The organism is Chroococcidiopsis sp. [FACHB-1243], assembly GCF_014696895.1.
Taxonomy (GTDB): Bacteria; Cyanobacteriota; Cyanobacteriia; order Cyanobacteriales; family Chroococcidiopsidaceae; genus Chroococcidiopsis.
In genome coordinates this window covers 45,751-62,941 of sequence record NZ_JACJQX010000023.1, presented here as the reverse complement: position 1 = coordinate 62,941, position 17,191 = coordinate 45,751, and the positions used below count along the sequence as shown (strand labels likewise).

The following is a 17,191-nucleotide window of genomic DNA, read 5'->3' as shown; positions in this document are numbered from 1 at the left end:
CTATGCACCCCTAACAATGTTTGATTTTTTAAAACTTGAACTGAGCGCGTAAATTACCTACGTAAATATTAGGATTATCGCTAAAATTATTCGGATTCGCAATCAAATAAAATGCGGGAACCAGAGCAATGTTATCTGTAATTGGATAATAGTAAGTTGCCTCAAACTCATATTGTACGCCGCCATCACCACCACCAGAAACTAAAAAGTTTCGACCATCCAACACGGCAAATGGTCTGAGATATGAAAATGTTAACAGCGCTCCTTCTTTACCTAAATCGGGAAAAGCCAATCCTGCTTGAATTGCCTGTACGTCAACTTCTCCATTTAGTCGTCCGGCGGTTGTGGGTTTAATATCAGTGCTGGCATAGGTATAACGTCCAAATAAACCAATGCCTTGAGTTACTAACCAATCAAAGTTAAAGTTCAAAGTGTCAGCTGTGGCATCTTCAATTGAACCGCCAAACCCATCATCGACAAAACCATAAATCGGTTCGCCAATTGCGCCACCTACCCGTCCGTTCACTGCTTGAATATTAGAACGGTTGTAGAGAAATCTCAGGTTAAGATTCTTGCTAGGAGCAAAGGTTAATTCTGCTGTAATTGTGTTAGTTGGTTTAAATAAACCTTGGCTAGGATTACTAGAAGTATTGAACGCAGAACCAGAAAGAAATTCTGTATTCTCGCCTAAATAACCAGCAGTTAACTTAAACTGGTCGTTGATTTCCCAAGCTACGACTGCTCCCGAACCTCTATCGACGGAATTGAGTAGAGTACTACCAATCGAGTTGTAGCTACTTGCTCCGGTTAAATAAAAAGTGAAGCGGTTGTTATCAAAATGACGAAACCAGTTAACGCGAGGACCAACTGTAAATTGTAGACTTTCCCCAACCGGAAAACTATAGAATAATTCGCGCACGACGACATTATTATCCGCTCCCGTGACACCTTTTTGATCCGTGTAAGGTACGCCAAAGGTATTAAATAAACCAGCGGAAGCAAATGTATTTGCAGGAGAATTCCCATTCCCGGCTACGAGTTGGGTGACGAGGCTATCCTTACCTGTAAATGAAGTGTTGAAATTGAGGAAAAGGTAATCGCTGAAGGTAACATTCGGGTCATCGGTAATCGTCCGGCGTACAGGTCTGCCATCGGCTCCTCGCGCTGGAACAAAAACACTGGTTCCCTCTGCTGTTATGTCTCCGTCGGCAAAAGCTCCAGTCACGTTGAGGAAGATATTAGCAGTTAGTTTTGTCGTCGTGGAAAATTGATTTGCTTCTAATTCTGCTGTTTGTGTTTCCAAAGCATCGACACGACGGCGCATAGTAGCAATTTCAGCTGCAAATTCTGCTTGCAGAGCTTGCAGGGTATCTAAGTCTTGTTTACTCACCACATCGGCGCTGGCTGTAGCAATGAGTTCGTTAACCCTGTCTAAACAAGCATTCAACCCAGCCGCAAATTCATAACGAGTTAAAGCACGATTACCGCGATAAGTTCCATCAGGATAGCCAGCAATGCAACCGTATCTTTCTACTAAAAATTGTAATGCTTGAAATGCCCAATCTGTAGGCTGTACGTCTGAAAGCTGAGAGACAGATGTGACTTGTGCCATTGTCTCTGTATCGGTCTGAGATAATTCTAAATTATTCTCATTTGCCTCTACTGGTAACACGCCGATTGAAAAACCTACCACTAATAAACTCGATCGCAAAATTATTTGAGCTGTCGCTTTAAATTGACAAACACAAGCTGAATTCATAACTCCTCACACACACAAATCTAGCAATAACAGATAGTATTCTGTCTTGCTACAACCAAAATTAAAATTGAAAAAACAGTTTTAGAGTGGCGATCGCACTCTATAATTAGACTTGTTAGAATGTCTATTACACATCCTTAAATTTTAGCTTTCAATACCCGATCGGGTTGCAATCATACTGTATACGCTAGTGTAACTTGAGTGAAAAAATTGTAATTTCAACTACAAAAAAGTCTAGATCGCCGTACGAACTTTCGATCTAGACATGATTGTTATTTCAGAATTGCTAACTCAAAAAATCTCATTTGGCAGACGTTGAGAGATTTTAATTCATCAGCAGCCAAAGTTTTTGCAGCGAACTGGTGGAATTTTCTTGTTGCTCGAATTCCTTGTTAGCCCAGCACCGTTCAATATACTCTACTTGTTGTTCGCGATCGACTAATTCATCGACAAGTAAGGAAATTAGGACTCGCCAAGCAAAGTCCAACCCAAACTTAAATGTAGAAGCTTTACCATCTGGATTAGGAATTCGGCTGGGAATGAGTTCTAATTTTTGGTAGTTTTCCCACTGAGAGTTGCTTGTTTGGCTGAGAGTTTTCACAATCGTCCTCCTCAATTTCTGTCATTGCAGGAGGCACTTCTAAACCTGTCACCACAACGCTTGACAATTACCCAAGTTACAGTTGTCCGGTTTGTGAGCGTATGTCCGAATCTTTTTCCGTGCCTTAAGATACATTTTTATTATACAACATGATGAACTCTTGTTACATATCTGTTTTTAGAAACATTTTTGCTCTGTCAGCTCTCTCTTTGAGCAGAGATAAAAGCTGTATTCAGCTAGCTAAAAACCTTTCTGGAAAAGAATTTCGCTCGAAAATGCTAGTTTGAAATATGGCACGATTTTCTACTCTTCCAACTAGCTAATGTTCAACTCAGATGACGAGGAAATTTTTTATTCCAGCGTGGCGATCGAATACATTGTGCCACAGGGGAAAGAAGCTGTTTTTCTCAAATGGCACGATCGCTTAGTGAGTGCTGCCGCACATTACGAGGGGTTTACTCGCACAGATCTCTGTCCGCCTCTGGAATGTCGCGATGGAGTCGTCAAATGGTATTCCATCATGCACTTCGATACACCGACTCGGTTAAATCGGTGGCTGCAATCAAGCGATCGCGATCGCGTGATGGAGTCAGGACGAGAGATTTTCCAAATTTACAAATTCAAGTCATTGACGACTGGCTTAGAGGGATGGTTTTCTCTCCAGTCTGGTATAGAGAAAACGAGTTTGGGTCTCCCAGCATGGAAGCAAGTCTTGTCGGTAGTTCTGGGATTGTATCCCACAGTCATGACGCAATCGAGAGTATTTGCTGCTTTTGGTATCATGCAGTCTTGGTCGCCTGCTAGTTCGATGTTGGTGAATAACCTGATAACATCCTCAATTTTGACGTGGTTGGTGATGCCATTGGTAACGCGGTTCATGAGATTTTGGCTACAACCTGCTTTTCGTTTAAGTTCGGTTAAAACCGATTTAATTGGAACCGCGATCGCGTTGATTGCACTGGGAATGATGGCAATATTATTCGAGCAGTTGTCCAAATCATAAAACGCATTCATCGCACTTCGATCGCACCACTTAATATTTCAGATCCGCAGCAGGCTTGTGTTGTTAGAAGTTTTAGTATACTGTATACCATATCTATCGAGTTTATGTTTAGACTGCAATGCTCGATGCCTGCAATTTCCTGACTACGTGACAATCCTAGAAGTAATTTAACAATTTTAGACAGCGACCAAACGAACATTTTTGTAAATTGATGTTTTGTAGCCAAAAATACAGAATATTAAATCTGGAGACAATTTGTATTTCAATCGCTAAATAATTTCAAGTCGGCGAGTCAAGAGAGGAGAGACAAACGCTCGTGAATTGTATTAAATAATGCAAAAACTCGCGAGAGAGTTGAGATTTAATGACAAATTAGTAGTAAAAATCGACTAAACTCCAGCAGGGGATCGTTGGGAAGAAAAGAGGCGATCGCGCGTGCATGACAATAACGAAAATAGTTTTATAAACCTCGTAAATAAGCGCTGAATTTGAGGAATCCTAATGGCAAAAGTGAGTGTTCAATCGACTCCGCAAACTGAGGAGCGCAATGCTGTAGCACCTGTCAATAGGCTAATCTACGGACTGAACGACAAGCCTCCATTTATCGAAGCAGTGCTAGCAGCTATGCAGCACGTTCTAGCGATCTTTGTCGGTATTATTACTCCTCCGTTGCTGATTGCCAACGCTTTAAAGCTGAACCCAACTGACACTAGCTACGTCGTCAGTATGTCACTGTTTATTTCGGGAGTCTCGACATTCATTCAAGCTAGAAAAATTGGACCGATTGGTTCGGGATTGCTCAGCATTCAGGGAACTAGCTTCTCTTTTCTAGTGCCCATTATCTCCGCAGGGACAGCAGTAGTCGCAGCCGGAGGAACCCCAGAAAGCGCGTTGAGCTTAATCTTTGGCTTATGCTTCTTTGGCGCGTTCATTGAAATAATCTTGAGCCGCTTCTTACACCTAGTTAGAAAAATTATCTCTCCCCTAGTCACGGGTACGATTGTTTGCGTCATCGGTCTGACCCTGATCAAAACGGGGATTATCAGTATGGGTGGAGGGGTAGCAGCGCAAAGAAACGGTACTTTCGGTAGCTTGCAAAACATAGGCGTTGCCACATTGGTACTGCTGACCATCATCGTGCTGAACGTGAGTAAAAAGCCAATGCTGAGAATGGCTTCAGTTGTCATTGGACTGCTAGTCGGCTACGCTGTGGCAAGCGTGTTAGGTATGGTTAACTTCAGCGGTTTGGGAAATTTGCCGTTAATCGCCTTGCCAATTCCATTTCGTTATGGACTGAGCTTTGACTTTGCTGCTTTCGTACCATTTATTCTGCTTTATATCATCACCACAGTAGAATCGATTGGCGACCTCACAGCCACGTCAGCGGTATCTGGAGAGCCAATTAAAGGCGCGACTTACATGCGGCGAATCAAAGGGGGAATTTTAGGAGATGGCGTAAATTCTCTGATTGCAGCATTATTCAATACATTTCCCAACACAACATTCAGTCAGAATAATGGCGTGATTCAAATTACAGGTGTGGGTAGTCGCTATATCGGCTACTACATTGCAGCCATACTTGCCTTTTTGGGTCTATTTCCAATTGTTGGTGGGATCTTTCAAACCTTACCGCAAGCTGTGTTGGGTGGTTCCACGATTATCATGTTCGGCTCAATTGTTGTCGCCGGGATTAACATTCTCTCATCAGTAGAACTCGATCGCCGTGCGATGGTAATTGTCGGTACATCCTTGGCAATGGGGTTAGGGGTGACTTACACGCCGGAAATTGTTGATGCATTACCACTAGCAATTAAAAACGTTCTCTCTTCTGGAATTTCTGCCGGAGGACTGACAGCTATCTTATTAAATTGGTTGTTACCTTACGATCGAAAAGAAGGAGCTACCGAGCAGGATGATAGTAATGCTGACGAACTTGCAGAGTTAGAAGCATGAGCAAAATGCAAAATTCAAAATTTTGAATTGTTTTGGTCGCTGAGTTGGGACAAGTTACGTAGAGGCAAGTTACATAGGGGCAAGTTACGCAGGGGCAAAGTTACAATGTATAACCTCAAGGTTGTCATCATCGGTGCGGGAATTGGCGGTTTAACCGCAGGTATCGCTCTGCGTCAGGCAGGGTATGAAGTCGAGATTTATGACAGGGTAAAAGAATTGCGTCCGGCGGGTGCGGGGATTTCATTGTGGTCGAACGGTGTAAAAGTCCTCAACCGCCTGGGGTTAGGGGAAAAGATGGCGGCGATCGGCGGCTTGATGGATCGGATGCAGTATCTTACCCTTAAGGGGGATGTATTAAGCGATATCGATCTGCATCCCTTAGTCGAGGAAGTCGGGCAGCGTCCCTATCCAGTCGCCCGTGCTGACTTGCAACAAATGCTCTTGGAGGCTTATCCCGGCGAAGTCAAGCTAGAACATAAATGTATCGCAGTCGAACAAGACGAGAATAGCGTTACGGCAATTTTTGAGAACGGACATCGTACCACAGGCGATCTACTTATAGCAGCAGACGGAGTGCGATCGCTTCTGCGCACGTATGTATTGGGACAAGAAGTGCAACCCAACTACGGTCATTACGTGAACTGGAATGGTTTAGTTCCCACCAGTGAAGATTTAGCCGCAAAAAATTCTTGGGTAATTTTTGTCGGCGAACACAAACGGGCTTCAATGATGCCAGTAGCAGGCGATCGCTTCTACTTCTTTTTTGACGTTCCTTTGCCTAAAGGTACTGTTTCTAGCCCCGAAAACTACCGCGCCGAATTGATAGAACACTTTCAAGGCTGGGCGCAACCCGTCCAAAATTTAATTCAGCGTCTCGATCCCCACAAAACAAATCGTTTAGAAATTCACGACGTGGGACCGATTGACCGGATGGTACGCGGTAGAGTTGCTTTACTCGGAGATGCCGCGCACGCTACCTGTCCAGATTTGGGACAGGGAGGTTGTCAAGCAATGGAAGATGGGTTGGTGTTAACTCAATACCTGCTCACAACAAATATTAGTATGGAATATGCCTTAAAACGCTACGAAGCAGACCGGAAAGAACGGACTAGCGCTGTAGTTGAAAAAGCCCGCAAACGCGCCGAAATGATTCACGGCAAAGAGCCAGAAATTACCCAAAAATGGTATCAGCAACTTGCACAAGAAGAACCAGCAGATGTTAGAGGTGCGATCGCTAAAGTGATTTTAGCTGGACCATTGCGTTGAGGGAATTCAGAATTCGGAATTCGGAATTCGGAATTAAAAAATCTCTTGCCAACTACCAATTACCAATTACCAATTATCTAATTCCTGATATCTGAACGCATGGCACAAATAGAATCACAAACGACTTTAGAAGACCAACAGTTAGAAGCAGTACAGCCCGAAGTTGCGGCGGAATTGATTTACGGCTTAAACGATCGCCCACCTGTCGGTGAAGCGGTTTTTGTAGCTTTCCAGCACGTATTGGCTGCATTTGTCGGTATTATTACACCACCACTGATTATTTCTACTACTTTAGGTCTGTCTCCGACCGAAACAAGTTACATCATCAGTATGTCGCTGTTTGTTTCCGGTATTGCTACTTTTCTTCAGGTAAAAAGATTTGGTCCAGTTGGTTCTGGATTGCTGAGTTTGCAAGGAACGAGTTTTGCTTTTTTAGGTTCGATTGTTGGCATTGGTACGGCAGTAGTACAAGCAGGCGGAACACCACAAGCAGCGCTAGCACGAATTTTTGGAGTCTGCTTTTTTGGCGCATTCGTGCAAATTATCTTCAGCCGTTTTTTGCATCTAGCTCAAAAAATCATTTCGCCGATTGTCTCCGGTACGGTAGTGATGATTATCGGTCTGAGTCTGATTAAAGCTGGAATTATTAGCATGGCGGGAGGATTGGCAGCGCAAAAGAATGGTACGTTTGGCAGCGTGCAGAATCTCGCGTTATCGGGATTGGTACTTGCTGTGATTGTCTTCTTCAGTGTCAGCAGCAATCGCTATTTGAGAATGGGGGCGATCGCAATTGGTTTGATAGTGGGTTATATCATCTCAATACTCTTAGGACTGGTAGATTTCAGTATTTTTGGCAAACTACCTTTAATTAGCGTGCCGATACCATTGCGTTACGGCATGAGTTTTGATTTTGCTTCTTTCATTCCTTTTATATTTCTCTACATCCTCACCTCAATTGAAACAATTGGTGACTTAACTGCAACTTCGGCAATTACGAAACAACCCGTTTCAGGTAGCCTGTACATGCGGCGGATCAAAGGCGGAATTTTGGGTGATGGAATTAATTGCGTGACTGCGGCAGTATTTAATACTTTCCCCGTAACCACATTTAGTCAGAACAACGGCGTGATTCAAATGACTGGGGTAGGTAGTCGTTATGTCGGCTTCTTCATTGCCGGAATTCTCGCTGTGTTGGGTTTATTACCAATTGTCGGCGGCTTGTTTCAATCGCTACCTCAGCCTGTTTTGGGCGGTGCTACCGTAGTCATGTTTGGCGCGATCGCAGTAGCGGGAATGGACATTATTACTTCTGTAAAATTGGATCGTCGCGCTTTAGTTATTGTTGCTGTTTCCCTCGTCTTGGGTTTGGGTGTGGTTTACGTCCCAGAAATTTTTGACGACAAGCCTGCTTTGGTGAAAAATATCTTTTCTTCTGCAACTTCAACTGGGGGACTGACAGCATTGTTACTCAATTGGCTGCTACCGCAGAAAGTTAATACTCAAGAGTAGAGGAGATCGAAATAGCTGGTAGACTTGGCATCAAAGCAACGATTTTGACTTTTGACTTTTGACTTGCTGATGCTTGGCTATGTTGAAAACGCTTTTCTACACAACTGCACTTGCTACTGTGCTGCTTTCTAATGCTAGGGCGATCGCATCTCCCGATCTAACCACTGCAAGCTTAACTCCAGCGCGCGAAATCACTCGCATTGGCTTACCGAATGGGTTTCAATACCCAAATGGCATTGCCCGCGCTAGTGACGGAACGCTATATGTCGGTTCAGTGACAAGCGGCAAAATCCTCCGAATTCAACCAAATGGCAGGATTGAAACTTTCTTCTCGGGAAATAATGAAATATTTGCCGCTAATAGTCTGCGGCTCGACGAGCAACGCGGTATTTTGTGGGGAGCCTCATCAGACTTTTTAGGCGTGCGCGGTGCTAATGGCGAAGTCACTCGCCGTCCCCATCGGATATTTGCACTCGATATTCGTACTGGTAAAGTGTTGCGGGTGATTTTGATGCCAAATGGCGGTTTCGGTAATGATATGGCGATCGATCCCAAGGGTGGAGTTTACCTCACCGATAGCAATCGTCCTCGCATTTACTATCTTGCACCTGGAGCCAAGCAACTTCAGGTCTGGGCTGAAGACGATCGCTTGCGCTCTCAACCAGTTGGTTTAGCTGGGATTGCCAGAGCCGCTAACGGTATCGTAGTTGTGGGGCTATTTTCCGGTGGCAAACTATTCAAAGTGACTCCATCACCACAAGGAACGCAAGTAGAAGCAATTTCACTGCAACGCTCGATTGAAAACCCTGATGGCATGGTAATTGCTCCAGACGGTTCGCTCTTAGTATTAGAAGGTGCGATCGCCAGTGGTAACGGTCGTTTGCTCCGCATCCGCGACATTCTTACACCTGCATCGCAACCAAAAGAGATCGAAGTCTTAGCGGACAAAATGGAATCGCCTGTTAATTTGACTTTAGCAGGTCGGCAAATTTGGGTTACAGAATCGCGCATTCGCCATCGTCTCATACCAGGAAAAGAAACTGCAATTCCCGATCGCTTTTTCATCCGCCGTTTTACGTTACCGTCTTCTAAGTAAAGAATGACGAGGAGAAAAACATGGCAACATATTTAGTCACGGGGGCAAATCGCGGGATTGGTTACGAATATTGCCGTCAGTTGCAAGCACGAGGAGAGAACGTAATTGCGGTCTGTCGTGGTGTTTCGGATGAATTAAAGGAATTAGGCGTACAAATCGAAGCTGGTATCGATATTACCTTAGATGCGTCTGTTATCGAACTACGCGATCGCCTGCAACAAATGCCGATTGATGTGTTAATTAACAATGCGGCGATCGTCGAGCGCGTCACGTTAGAAAATTTAGATTTTGATAGTATCCGAAAACAATTTGAAGTCAATGCCCTCGGTGCTTTACGTGTGACGCATAAGCTACTACCCCATCTCAAAGCGGGTTCCAAAGTCGTGATGATGACTAGCCGCATGGGATCGATTGGCGATAATACTTCTGGCGGTTCCTATGGCTACCGGATGTCCAAAGCTGCATTATCGATGGCAGGTAAGTCTTTAGCACACGATCTCAAACCGATGGGAATTGCAGTTGCTATTCTCCATCCAGGGTTAGTCCAAACCCGCATGACAAACTTTAGTACCTCTGGCATTACCCCGGAAGAATCGGTGCAAGGATTGCTAGCCCGAATTGATGAGTTGTCGTTAGATGATACGGGGACTTTTTGGCACAGCAATGGTGAAGTGCTGCCTTGGTAAACTCACTCGTGATGCCACCAATGACTAATGACCAATGACTAATGACAGCGATATTGCCGATCCAACTCTAAAAACGTATGCAATAAAACATTCGTTCCTTCAGCACACTGTTGTGGCGAAGTAAATTCCGTTTCAGCATGACTGACACCCGCTTTACTAGGAACAAAAATCATCCCCATATCGGTGAAAGTGGCGAGTTCTTGAGCGTCATGGCTGGCGCGACTGGGTAGATGGGTGTAACTCAGCCTTAAATCTTCGCACACTTGCGCGATCGCCTGTTGGATCTGCGGTTTTGCTAAGGCTGGCTCGTTCCGCAAACGAGGTTGTAAATCGATATAAGTCTGAGTTTCAACGGCGATCGTTTCTATCTCTGCTTGCAGTTGTGCCATTAAATTATCGAGATGCTGGCTGGATAAATCCCGAATATCTAAGCTCATCTTCACTAACCCAGGAATGACATTCGCAGCATTAGGTAAAACTTCCATCCAGCCTACGGTTGCTACCTGCTGCCCCCCTGGGGTATGCGCAATTTTATTCACTGCCAGTACAACTCTTGAGGCAGCTACCAAGGCATCTTGTCGCATCTGCATTGGTGTAGAACCCGCGTGGCTGGAACTACCTTTAACGGTAATAATGTAGCGTCTTTGTCCGACAATTCCTTCCACAACACCGATCTGCTTGCCAAGGCATTCTAAAACGGGTCCTTGCTCGACGTGCAACTCGACAAAAGCTGCGATGTCTGCGGCGGTGCGACGTGCTTCTGTCAGTCGCCTCCAATCGCCGCCAACCCGCGTCAAACAAGTTTGAATGTCGATGCCATCAACACGGGGATATGTCGCCGGATCGAGAATGACTCTACCGGACATTGCTTTACTGCCAATCATCGTCCCCTCTTCATCGGTGAAGACAATGACTTCTAGAGAGTGATTCAGTTGAATTTGCTGTTCTTGCAGGACTCTTACCACTTCCAAGCCTGCCAAGACTCCAAACGCACCATCGTAGCGTCCGCCATTCGGTACGGTATCGATGTGGGAACCCGTTGCTAAGGCTGCTGCGTCGGGATATTTGCCGGGATATTTACCGACAATATTGCCAGCCGGATCGATCTTGACGCTCATCCCTGCGGCTTGCATCCATTGTTGCACCCGATCGCGAGCTTGCATATCCGTAGCGCTGTAGGCAATCCGACGCACTCCTCCACCAGGCAAAGCGCCAATTTGCGCTAACTGTTCGATGCTCTGGATGAGGCGATCGCTGTTTATCGACAGTTGGGATAAAGTATCTACCATTGGCACTATCTCAGACTAGAGTATTTATTCCCGACATCTTTGTATACAGTATACTCTACTTTTTAATTGAGATTGTTAATTCAGGTACAAAATTGAGGAAATTCCAATATCGCTCTCCGTTTTTTCTCCTAATCCTTTCAAAATTTAAATGAGATTGCTATAGTATTGATTGTTTACCAAACAATCGAACAAAATTTAGATTAAAAATCCTTGAATTTATTTTTAGAGAGTTCTACGTTACAAGGATTTAATAAAAATAAAAGATGTTTTTTCAGACGGATTTGATGTAAGAAATTGTCTTGTACTATCTCTCCGGTTAGCCAAAGTCATTGCTTAATTTGCTCGGTAGGCGATAATTGATTCTTGCTCATGCCCCCTTCAACAAATACTTTTAGCCTTCAACTTTCCGCTCTACACGTCTTAATTGTGGAAGATGACCCAGTAATGCGTTTGGGTTTAGAGCATCTTTTGGAAGAATATCCTCAATTGCTAATTGTCGGTCAAGTGGAAGATGGTTATTCTGCTATTGAGGCAGCGCTTGAACTGAAGCCAGATTTAGTGATTATGGATATTGGCTTGCCAGAGTTGGATGGCATTGCGGCTACTCAGAAAATTAAAGCTAGCTTGCCAATGGTACGGGTAATGATGCTCACTTCGCATAAATCAGAACAGGAAATTATCGCGGCTCTGTCGAGCGGGGCAGATGGATATTGTGTCAAAGGCTTAGGATTAGAAAAGCTGGTAATGGCGATCGCCTGCATTCGAGATGGAGCCACCTATCTCGATCCTCAAATTGCTCAGTGCGTCGTTAAACACTTGCAGCCTGCGGCTCGTGCTAAACTGGCGAATCCGCTGAGTGAAAGAGAGCGTATGGTGTTAGAGCTAATTGTGGAAGGGCGTAGCAACCCTGAAATTGCATCTACACTGCACATTAGCCTCAGCACTGTAAAAGCCCATATTCGCAGCATTATGAACAAGTTAGCAGTTGATGACCGAGTGCGAGCAGCGGTTGTGGCGCTACGATCGGGTTGGGTATAAGGGCAAGGTGAACCAAAATGTCGATCCTTCACCCAGACGACTAACAACGCCAATTTTGCCACCATGCGCCTCTACAATTCGCTTGCAGAGATACAGCCCTAATCCTAATCCTGGCGTGTATCGTGCCTTTGTCCCACGGGCGTAGAGTTCAAATAAGTGCTGGCATTGCTCTAAAGCAATACCGATGCCGCTATCTTGCACCACACAAAGTAGCATTGGAGCTTGAGGTTGAACGAGTTTCACGCTTTCCACTTCGTTACTCTGCCATACTCTTACCTGCCTCTGGATCTGCCTAGATTCCACCACTTTCGCATCCAACGTTAACTGAATTTCATGAGGGTTGTGCTTAAGTGCATTCCCGATCAGGTTACTAAACACTCGCCAAAGCTGGTTGGTGTCGGCGTTCACAATAGGCAGATCGTCCGTGATGCGATCGATCAGTTGAATGCGTTTTTTGGTTAAATTGTGGTTTAAATTAATGAGGACTGAATCTACTAACGGCTTTAGTTGAGTCGGTTCGCAATGGAGAATAACACCTTGTGTTTCAGCAGTGTGAGCTTCGAGAAGAGAATTAATTAAGGCGAGCTGGCGATCGCTTCCTTGCAATAACCGTTCGATCGTCGATCGCTTGACTATCAGCTTATCGTCTAATTCATTCGTAGCTTTATTCAATAAGCTTTTCAACACGATTGAGCTGCCCACAACTGGAGTTTGTAGATCGTGCGATACAGAATGCAGAAATATTCGTAGTTGGCGATTGGCTTCAAACTCCGATCGCTTCAAGCGTTCGTATAGGTACACTGACAGAATACTAATCGAGCAAGCACAGGCGAGTTGGATAATAAGTTCTCTTGAGTAAAGATCGCGGATTTTTGCATACTCAAGGGTAGCCAGACCAGTTATGGGATAAAAAACCGCATAATAGGCAATGGCTACGGCTTGATAGATGAAATGCAATCTCCAATGCACTGGAACCAGCACTGCAAAAATGAGAAATAACAGGGATGGTGGTGTTTCAGGAAGACTGACGAAAGTGAAAATAATATGTGTAAGACTGCTCAAGGAACAGGCAAAAAGTAGAAATAGCGCTTCGGGATACCGTCGTCCCCAGGTTGTTTTTTGTCCGATCGCACAAGCCAATAAAATGACAACAGCGCTGAGGTAGTAAACAATGGATGCAACTCTCCATCGCTCCGCGATCGATGCATCTCCATAGGTACTGAAGGCAACTGCTCTCAATCTCTCAAACTCAAACAAAACAGAGTAAAGACCTTCAGCCGATACGAGCGACTGCCAAAACAACGCTAACCATAGTCCTAATCGCAATCGCTTTTGTAAAAATTGATGCCGCCAAGTCAAGTAGTCCGCTGAGTCTGGGCGTGATTTAAGGCGGGTCAACCAGTATTGAGCGTGTCGGCTGAGCCAGTGCCAAATTAAGTGCCAAATTAATTGAATAAATTGCAACCATTGACCTGACTTGAGCGATCGCCCCATAAATAAATTTTAGAGATATTCAACTCCATGATGCTATATCACAATCTTCAGATTTGGAATTGACCGATCGGTTAGATCGGGCATCGATGCAAAGGCTGTCATCTAAAGACCCTGACCGATTGGATAAATTCAAGACTAACCGATTGGTTTTACCAATTTGACTGGGCGACCGATTTGCACGCAGTCACTCCATTCGTAGGATAAACACCAACACAGATAGCCCTAGAACAGGTCGTCCAAAATACGAACCAGGATATTACTGCTATGGAAACAAATACAACTCAAGCGCCTTCGTTCCCAACTCCAACTGGTAATTATGCCGTGGGAACAACCTCTCTTGACTTTGCCGATCCAGAGCGAGAAGAACCTTTCACAGAAGAGCCTAATGATAAGCGGGAAATAACGGCAAAAATTTGGTATCCCAGTGAAAAAGTTCCAGGAGCTACGACCGCACCTTACATGAGTGAAGAATTGAGTCGTGCGCTTGCATCTGGGTTTGGAGTACCGCCGCAAGATTTTGTCAACCTTATTCAATCTATTTCTACTCATAGTGTCGAGAACGCTCCAGTTGCAGCAACAGAATCGGAATATCCAGTCCTATTTTTGTCTCACGGCGGTGGCGATCTACCTGAATTTAACACCGTCAGGGCAGAAGAATTAGCTAGTCAAGGTTATATCGTTGTTGCGATTAACCATACTTACGAATCAGCCCTGAATATACTTCCCGATGGGCGAGTTGCTTCCCACTCTCCCCTACCTGATGCAGCCCAAAACGTCGCTGCTAGAGCCAGAGATATCCAATTTGTCTTGGACGAGCTGGAAAAATTCAATACAGGAAACGATCCAACAGGATTGTTTAACGGGAGATTAGATTTGGATCGAGTCGGTGTCTTAGGAGTGTCTACGGGTGGTGCAACTGCCGCTGAGATTTTGTCAATCGATCCTCGTTTCAAAGCAGGGGCAAATTTAGATGGCACGTTGCGGGGTGATACGCCTAATGCTAGCCTCTCTCAACCCTATCTACAGTTCAACAACGTGGCTTTTGGTACAGAAATCAGTTCCGATGAAATATCAAGAGAACCCGACGATAAAGCCTTATTCAATAATCTTCAAAATGAAGGATATGAAGTGACCACTAAGGGGACAACCCACTTGCACTATACCAGTGATGTCCCCTTTCTATTTCCGCTTTTGCGAGATTCTGGCATGGAGCTAGGCGCTCTAACAGAATTCTTGAATTACTTTTTCAATCCTCAAGCGGCTATTGAAACTTACGAACATGAGAACTTTGAACTAATCGATCCCAATCGAGTTACGCAGATTACTAATGACTATCTCACTGCTTTTTTCGATCGCTATCTAAAAAATCGAGAAAGTCCTCTGTTTGCTGATAGTTCCTTTCCGCTTCCAGAAGCCTATCCAGAAGTCATTGCCCAATCTTATAAAGGAGACAATACTCTACCTGACAAAACTGGGGATGATGAGATCTATGGCGGGCAAGAGAATGACTCACTCTATGGCGGTGGAGGTAACGATCTCTTAAAAGGAGGCGATGGCAGCGATGCCTTACACGGAGGTGGAGGGGATAATTCCCTATACGGTGAGAGCGGAAATGATTATTTATTTGGTCATGACGGCAACGATTCTTTACATGGAGGTGAAGCGAATGATTTTCTGCATGGGGATGGAGGCGACGATGTATTAGAAGGGGACAACGGCGACGATTCCCTAATCGGTGCTAATGGCGATGATACGATCGGCGGCGGCAAAGGCAACGATACTCTCAGTGGTGGTGCGGGTAACGATCGCTTAAAAGACACTCAAGGCAACAACATTCTCTACGGCGACGCTGGCGATGATGAGTTGCGTGCAGGTCATGGAGATGACAAACTTGATGGCGATTCGGGTAACGATATCTTGATTGCTGGAGCAGGTGACGATCGCTTGAATGGGGGTACGGGCGACGATGTACTCCAAGGTGGTTCCGGGGTCGATCGCTTCTATTTGAGTAGCGATCGCGATATCATCCAAGACTTTCAGGATGGTCGAGATTTATTGGGGCTACTGACAACGATCGATGGTCCTCCTTTCAGTTTCAGCGACCTTGATATTGTTCAAGTTGGGCAGAATATTGAAATTCGCTGGAAGCTTGAAGGGTTGAACGATGTAGGAAGTCAGACGCACGTAACTATTCTCGAAGGGATTCAAGCTAGTCAAATTACAGTTGATGATTTTGTGCAAATAACACCCTAACCCTCTCGTAGATCTCAAGCAAAGCGCACAAGCGGAGTAACTTCAGCTTACTCCACTTGTTCTAGCCTAGCGCGATCGCACTCGCTACGAGATTCCCTCGATCCCTGCTCCCTGCTCTATGCAAATAAACTTTTATCAAGAAATCCGAAATTCTTGTAACTTTAGTTGTTTTGTCATTTAATTTTCCATAGTTGGAGTATAACGTCATAAGAAAAATCAAAGATTGCCAAAGAAAAGCTAATTCCGCTAAAGGTGACATGGATAAGATGAGATGGGAGTAAATTTAGTATGCAGCTAATGTGGGGAATTTTTACCTATACAGCGCTAATCAAAAGTTAGTAGGGAAGCCAATTGAGTAAAGAATAAAGACTTTTTACCTTTTCCCGCGAGATCGGCTAAATCAAGATTAGTATTAGTATTCGCAAGGACAATTATGAGCAACCCTAGTCGAACACAAATTATGTTATGCATTTTTCAGCTAGGGTTGTAAATTTATATATCTGTATATTGATATGGCACAAGAGTTTCAATTAAACAGCATCATTCCCACTCAAGAAATTCCGTCTCTATTGAGTCGCTATCAATTGCTACCGCAGTTGATGCGGGGAATTGCGATCGATCGCGCGATCGCTCCTTATTTTTGTACCGAAGCCGAACGCCAACAAGCAATCGAGCATTTTGAGAGACAGTATCACATAAACGCTCCAGAGTCAAGAGCAGCTTGGTTAAAAAGAGCTGGCATGAGTGAGGCACAGATGGCAGAAGTCGCCGTGCGATCGCTCCTGATTGAGAAGTTCAAACAAGATACTTGGAGTGCAAAGGTCGAGTCTTATTTTATGAGTCGCAAAGCAGCTTTCGACCAAGCTATTTTTTCCTTACTGCGGACAACAGACGGTTTGCTGGCACAAGAAATTTACTTTCGCATCCTCGAAGGGGAGCAAACCTTTGCTGAAATGGCACAACAATACTCCAAAGGATCGGAGGCAAATACAGCCGGAGTCATCGGACCAGTGCCATTAAGTCAACTCAATCCAACTCTTGCCAAAATTCTCTCCATCGGTCAACCAGGGCAGCTTTGGCGACCGACTCGGATCGAAAACTGGTTTACGATCGTCCGACTGGAAAAGTTGCTACCAGCTCAATTAGATGCAAATATGCGGCAGCGTTTGCTCAACGAAATGTTTGAAACCTGGCTGAACGAACAAATTCAACAGCTCGAACCATTGCAATTTTCTTGGTCTTAG

13 protein-coding genes are annotated in these 17,191 nt (G+C 44.7%); 9 read left to right on the top strand and 4 right to left on the bottom strand.

The features are described from left to right. Window positions 1-28: 28 nt before the first annotated feature. Together H6G17_RS17990 and H6G17_RS17985 are read right to left on the bottom strand one after the other, a co-directional pair. A complete protein-coding gene (locus H6G17_RS17990; protein ID WP_192159444.1) occupies window positions 29-1,759 on the bottom strand; it encodes an iron uptake porin in 1,731 nt (576 codons plus the stop codon). 325 nt (window positions 1,760-2,084) lie between these two features. Continuing rightward, the gene (locus tag H6G17_RS17985; RefSeq protein ID WP_192159442.1) at window positions 2,085-2,360 is read right to left on the bottom strand and encodes a hypothetical protein; all 276 of its coding nucleotides are present in this window, start codon (window positions 2,358-2,360) and stop codon (window positions 2,085-2,087) included. Window positions 2,361-2,682: 322 nt separating this feature from the next. Between H6G17_RS17985 and H6G17_RS17980 the strand changes: the two genes are divergently transcribed. The 6 genes from H6G17_RS17980 to H6G17_RS17955 all read left to right on the top strand — a co-directional run bounded on the left by H6G17_RS17980 (window position 2,683) and on the right by H6G17_RS17955 (window position 9,873). Beyond that, window positions 2,683-3,363: a hypothetical protein gene (locus H6G17_RS17980; protein ID WP_192159440.1), complete on the top strand. Its 681-nt coding sequence runs from the start codon at window positions 2,683-2,685 to the stop codon at window positions 3,361-3,363. A 501-nt stretch (window positions 3,364-3,864) separates the two neighbouring features. Next, window positions 3,865-5,316 carry a nucleobase:cation symporter-2 family protein gene (locus H6G17_RS17975; RefSeq protein ID WP_192159438.1) on the top strand — a complete coding sequence of 484 codons (1,452 nt, stop codon included), beginning with the start codon at window positions 3,865-3,867 and terminating at the stop codon, window positions 5,314-5,316. Between the two features lie 105 nt (window positions 5,317-5,421). Beyond that, window positions 5,422-6,582 (top strand): FAD-dependent urate hydroxylase HpxO, encoded by a 1,161-nt coding sequence (hpxO, locus tag H6G17_RS17970; protein WP_192159436.1) that lies wholly within the window; start codon window positions 5,422-5,424, stop codon window positions 6,580-6,582. Window positions 6,583-6,681: 99 nt separating this feature from the next. Next, complete coding sequence (locus H6G17_RS17965; protein WP_192159434.1) at window positions 6,682-8,091, top strand: nucleobase:cation symporter-2 family protein; 1,410 nt, start codon at window positions 6,682-6,684, stop codon at window positions 8,089-8,091. Window positions 8,092-8,170: 79 nt separating this feature from the next. Then, the gene (locus tag H6G17_RS17960; RefSeq protein WP_192159432.1) at window positions 8,171-9,187 is read left to right on the top strand and encodes a gluconolaconase; all 1,017 of its coding nucleotides are present in this window, start codon (window positions 8,171-8,173) and stop codon (window positions 9,185-9,187) included. A 20-nt stretch (window positions 9,188-9,207) separates the two neighbouring features. Next, window positions 9,208-9,873, top strand: a complete 666-nt coding sequence (locus tag H6G17_RS17955) for an SDR family oxidoreductase (RefSeq protein WP_192159431.1) — start codon at window positions 9,208-9,210, stop codon at window positions 9,871-9,873. A 38-nt stretch (window positions 9,874-9,911) separates the two neighbouring features. Here the strand turns inward: H6G17_RS17955 and H6G17_RS17950 are convergent, their stop codons facing one another. Then, the gene (locus tag H6G17_RS17950; protein ID WP_192159430.1) at window positions 9,912-11,162 is read right to left on the bottom strand and encodes a Zn-dependent hydrolase; all 1,251 of its coding nucleotides are present in this window, start codon (window positions 11,160-11,162) and stop codon (window positions 9,912-9,914) included. 369 nt (window positions 11,163-11,531) lie between these two features. On the opposite strand from H6G17_RS17950, the gene H6G17_RS17945 reads away from it, so the two are divergent. Then, window positions 11,532-12,200, top strand: coding sequence for a response regulator transcription factor (locus H6G17_RS17945; protein WP_192159429.1), 669 nt, complete (start codon window positions 11,532-11,534; stop codon window positions 12,198-12,200). Here the strand turns inward: H6G17_RS17945 and H6G17_RS17940 are convergent. Then, entirely contained in the window at window positions 12,180-13,694 is a 1,515-nt protein-coding gene (locus H6G17_RS17940) for a HAMP domain-containing sensor histidine kinase (protein ID WP_192159427.1), read from the bottom strand. The genes H6G17_RS17945 and H6G17_RS17940 overlap by 21 nt on opposite strands. Window positions 13,695-13,958: 264 nt before the next feature. Between H6G17_RS17940 and H6G17_RS17935 the strand changes: the two genes are divergently transcribed. Further along, on the top strand, window positions 13,959-15,947 hold the full coding sequence (locus H6G17_RS17935) for a hypothetical protein (protein ID WP_192159425.1): 1,989 nt from the start codon (window positions 13,959-13,961) through the stop codon (window positions 15,945-15,947). Between the two features lie 512 nt (window positions 15,948-16,459). Further along, the gene (locus H6G17_RS17930) at window positions 16,460-17,191 is read left to right on the top strand and encodes a peptidylprolyl isomerase (RefSeq protein ID WP_192159423.1); all 732 of its coding nucleotides are present in this window, start codon (window positions 16,460-16,462) and stop codon (window positions 17,189-17,191) included.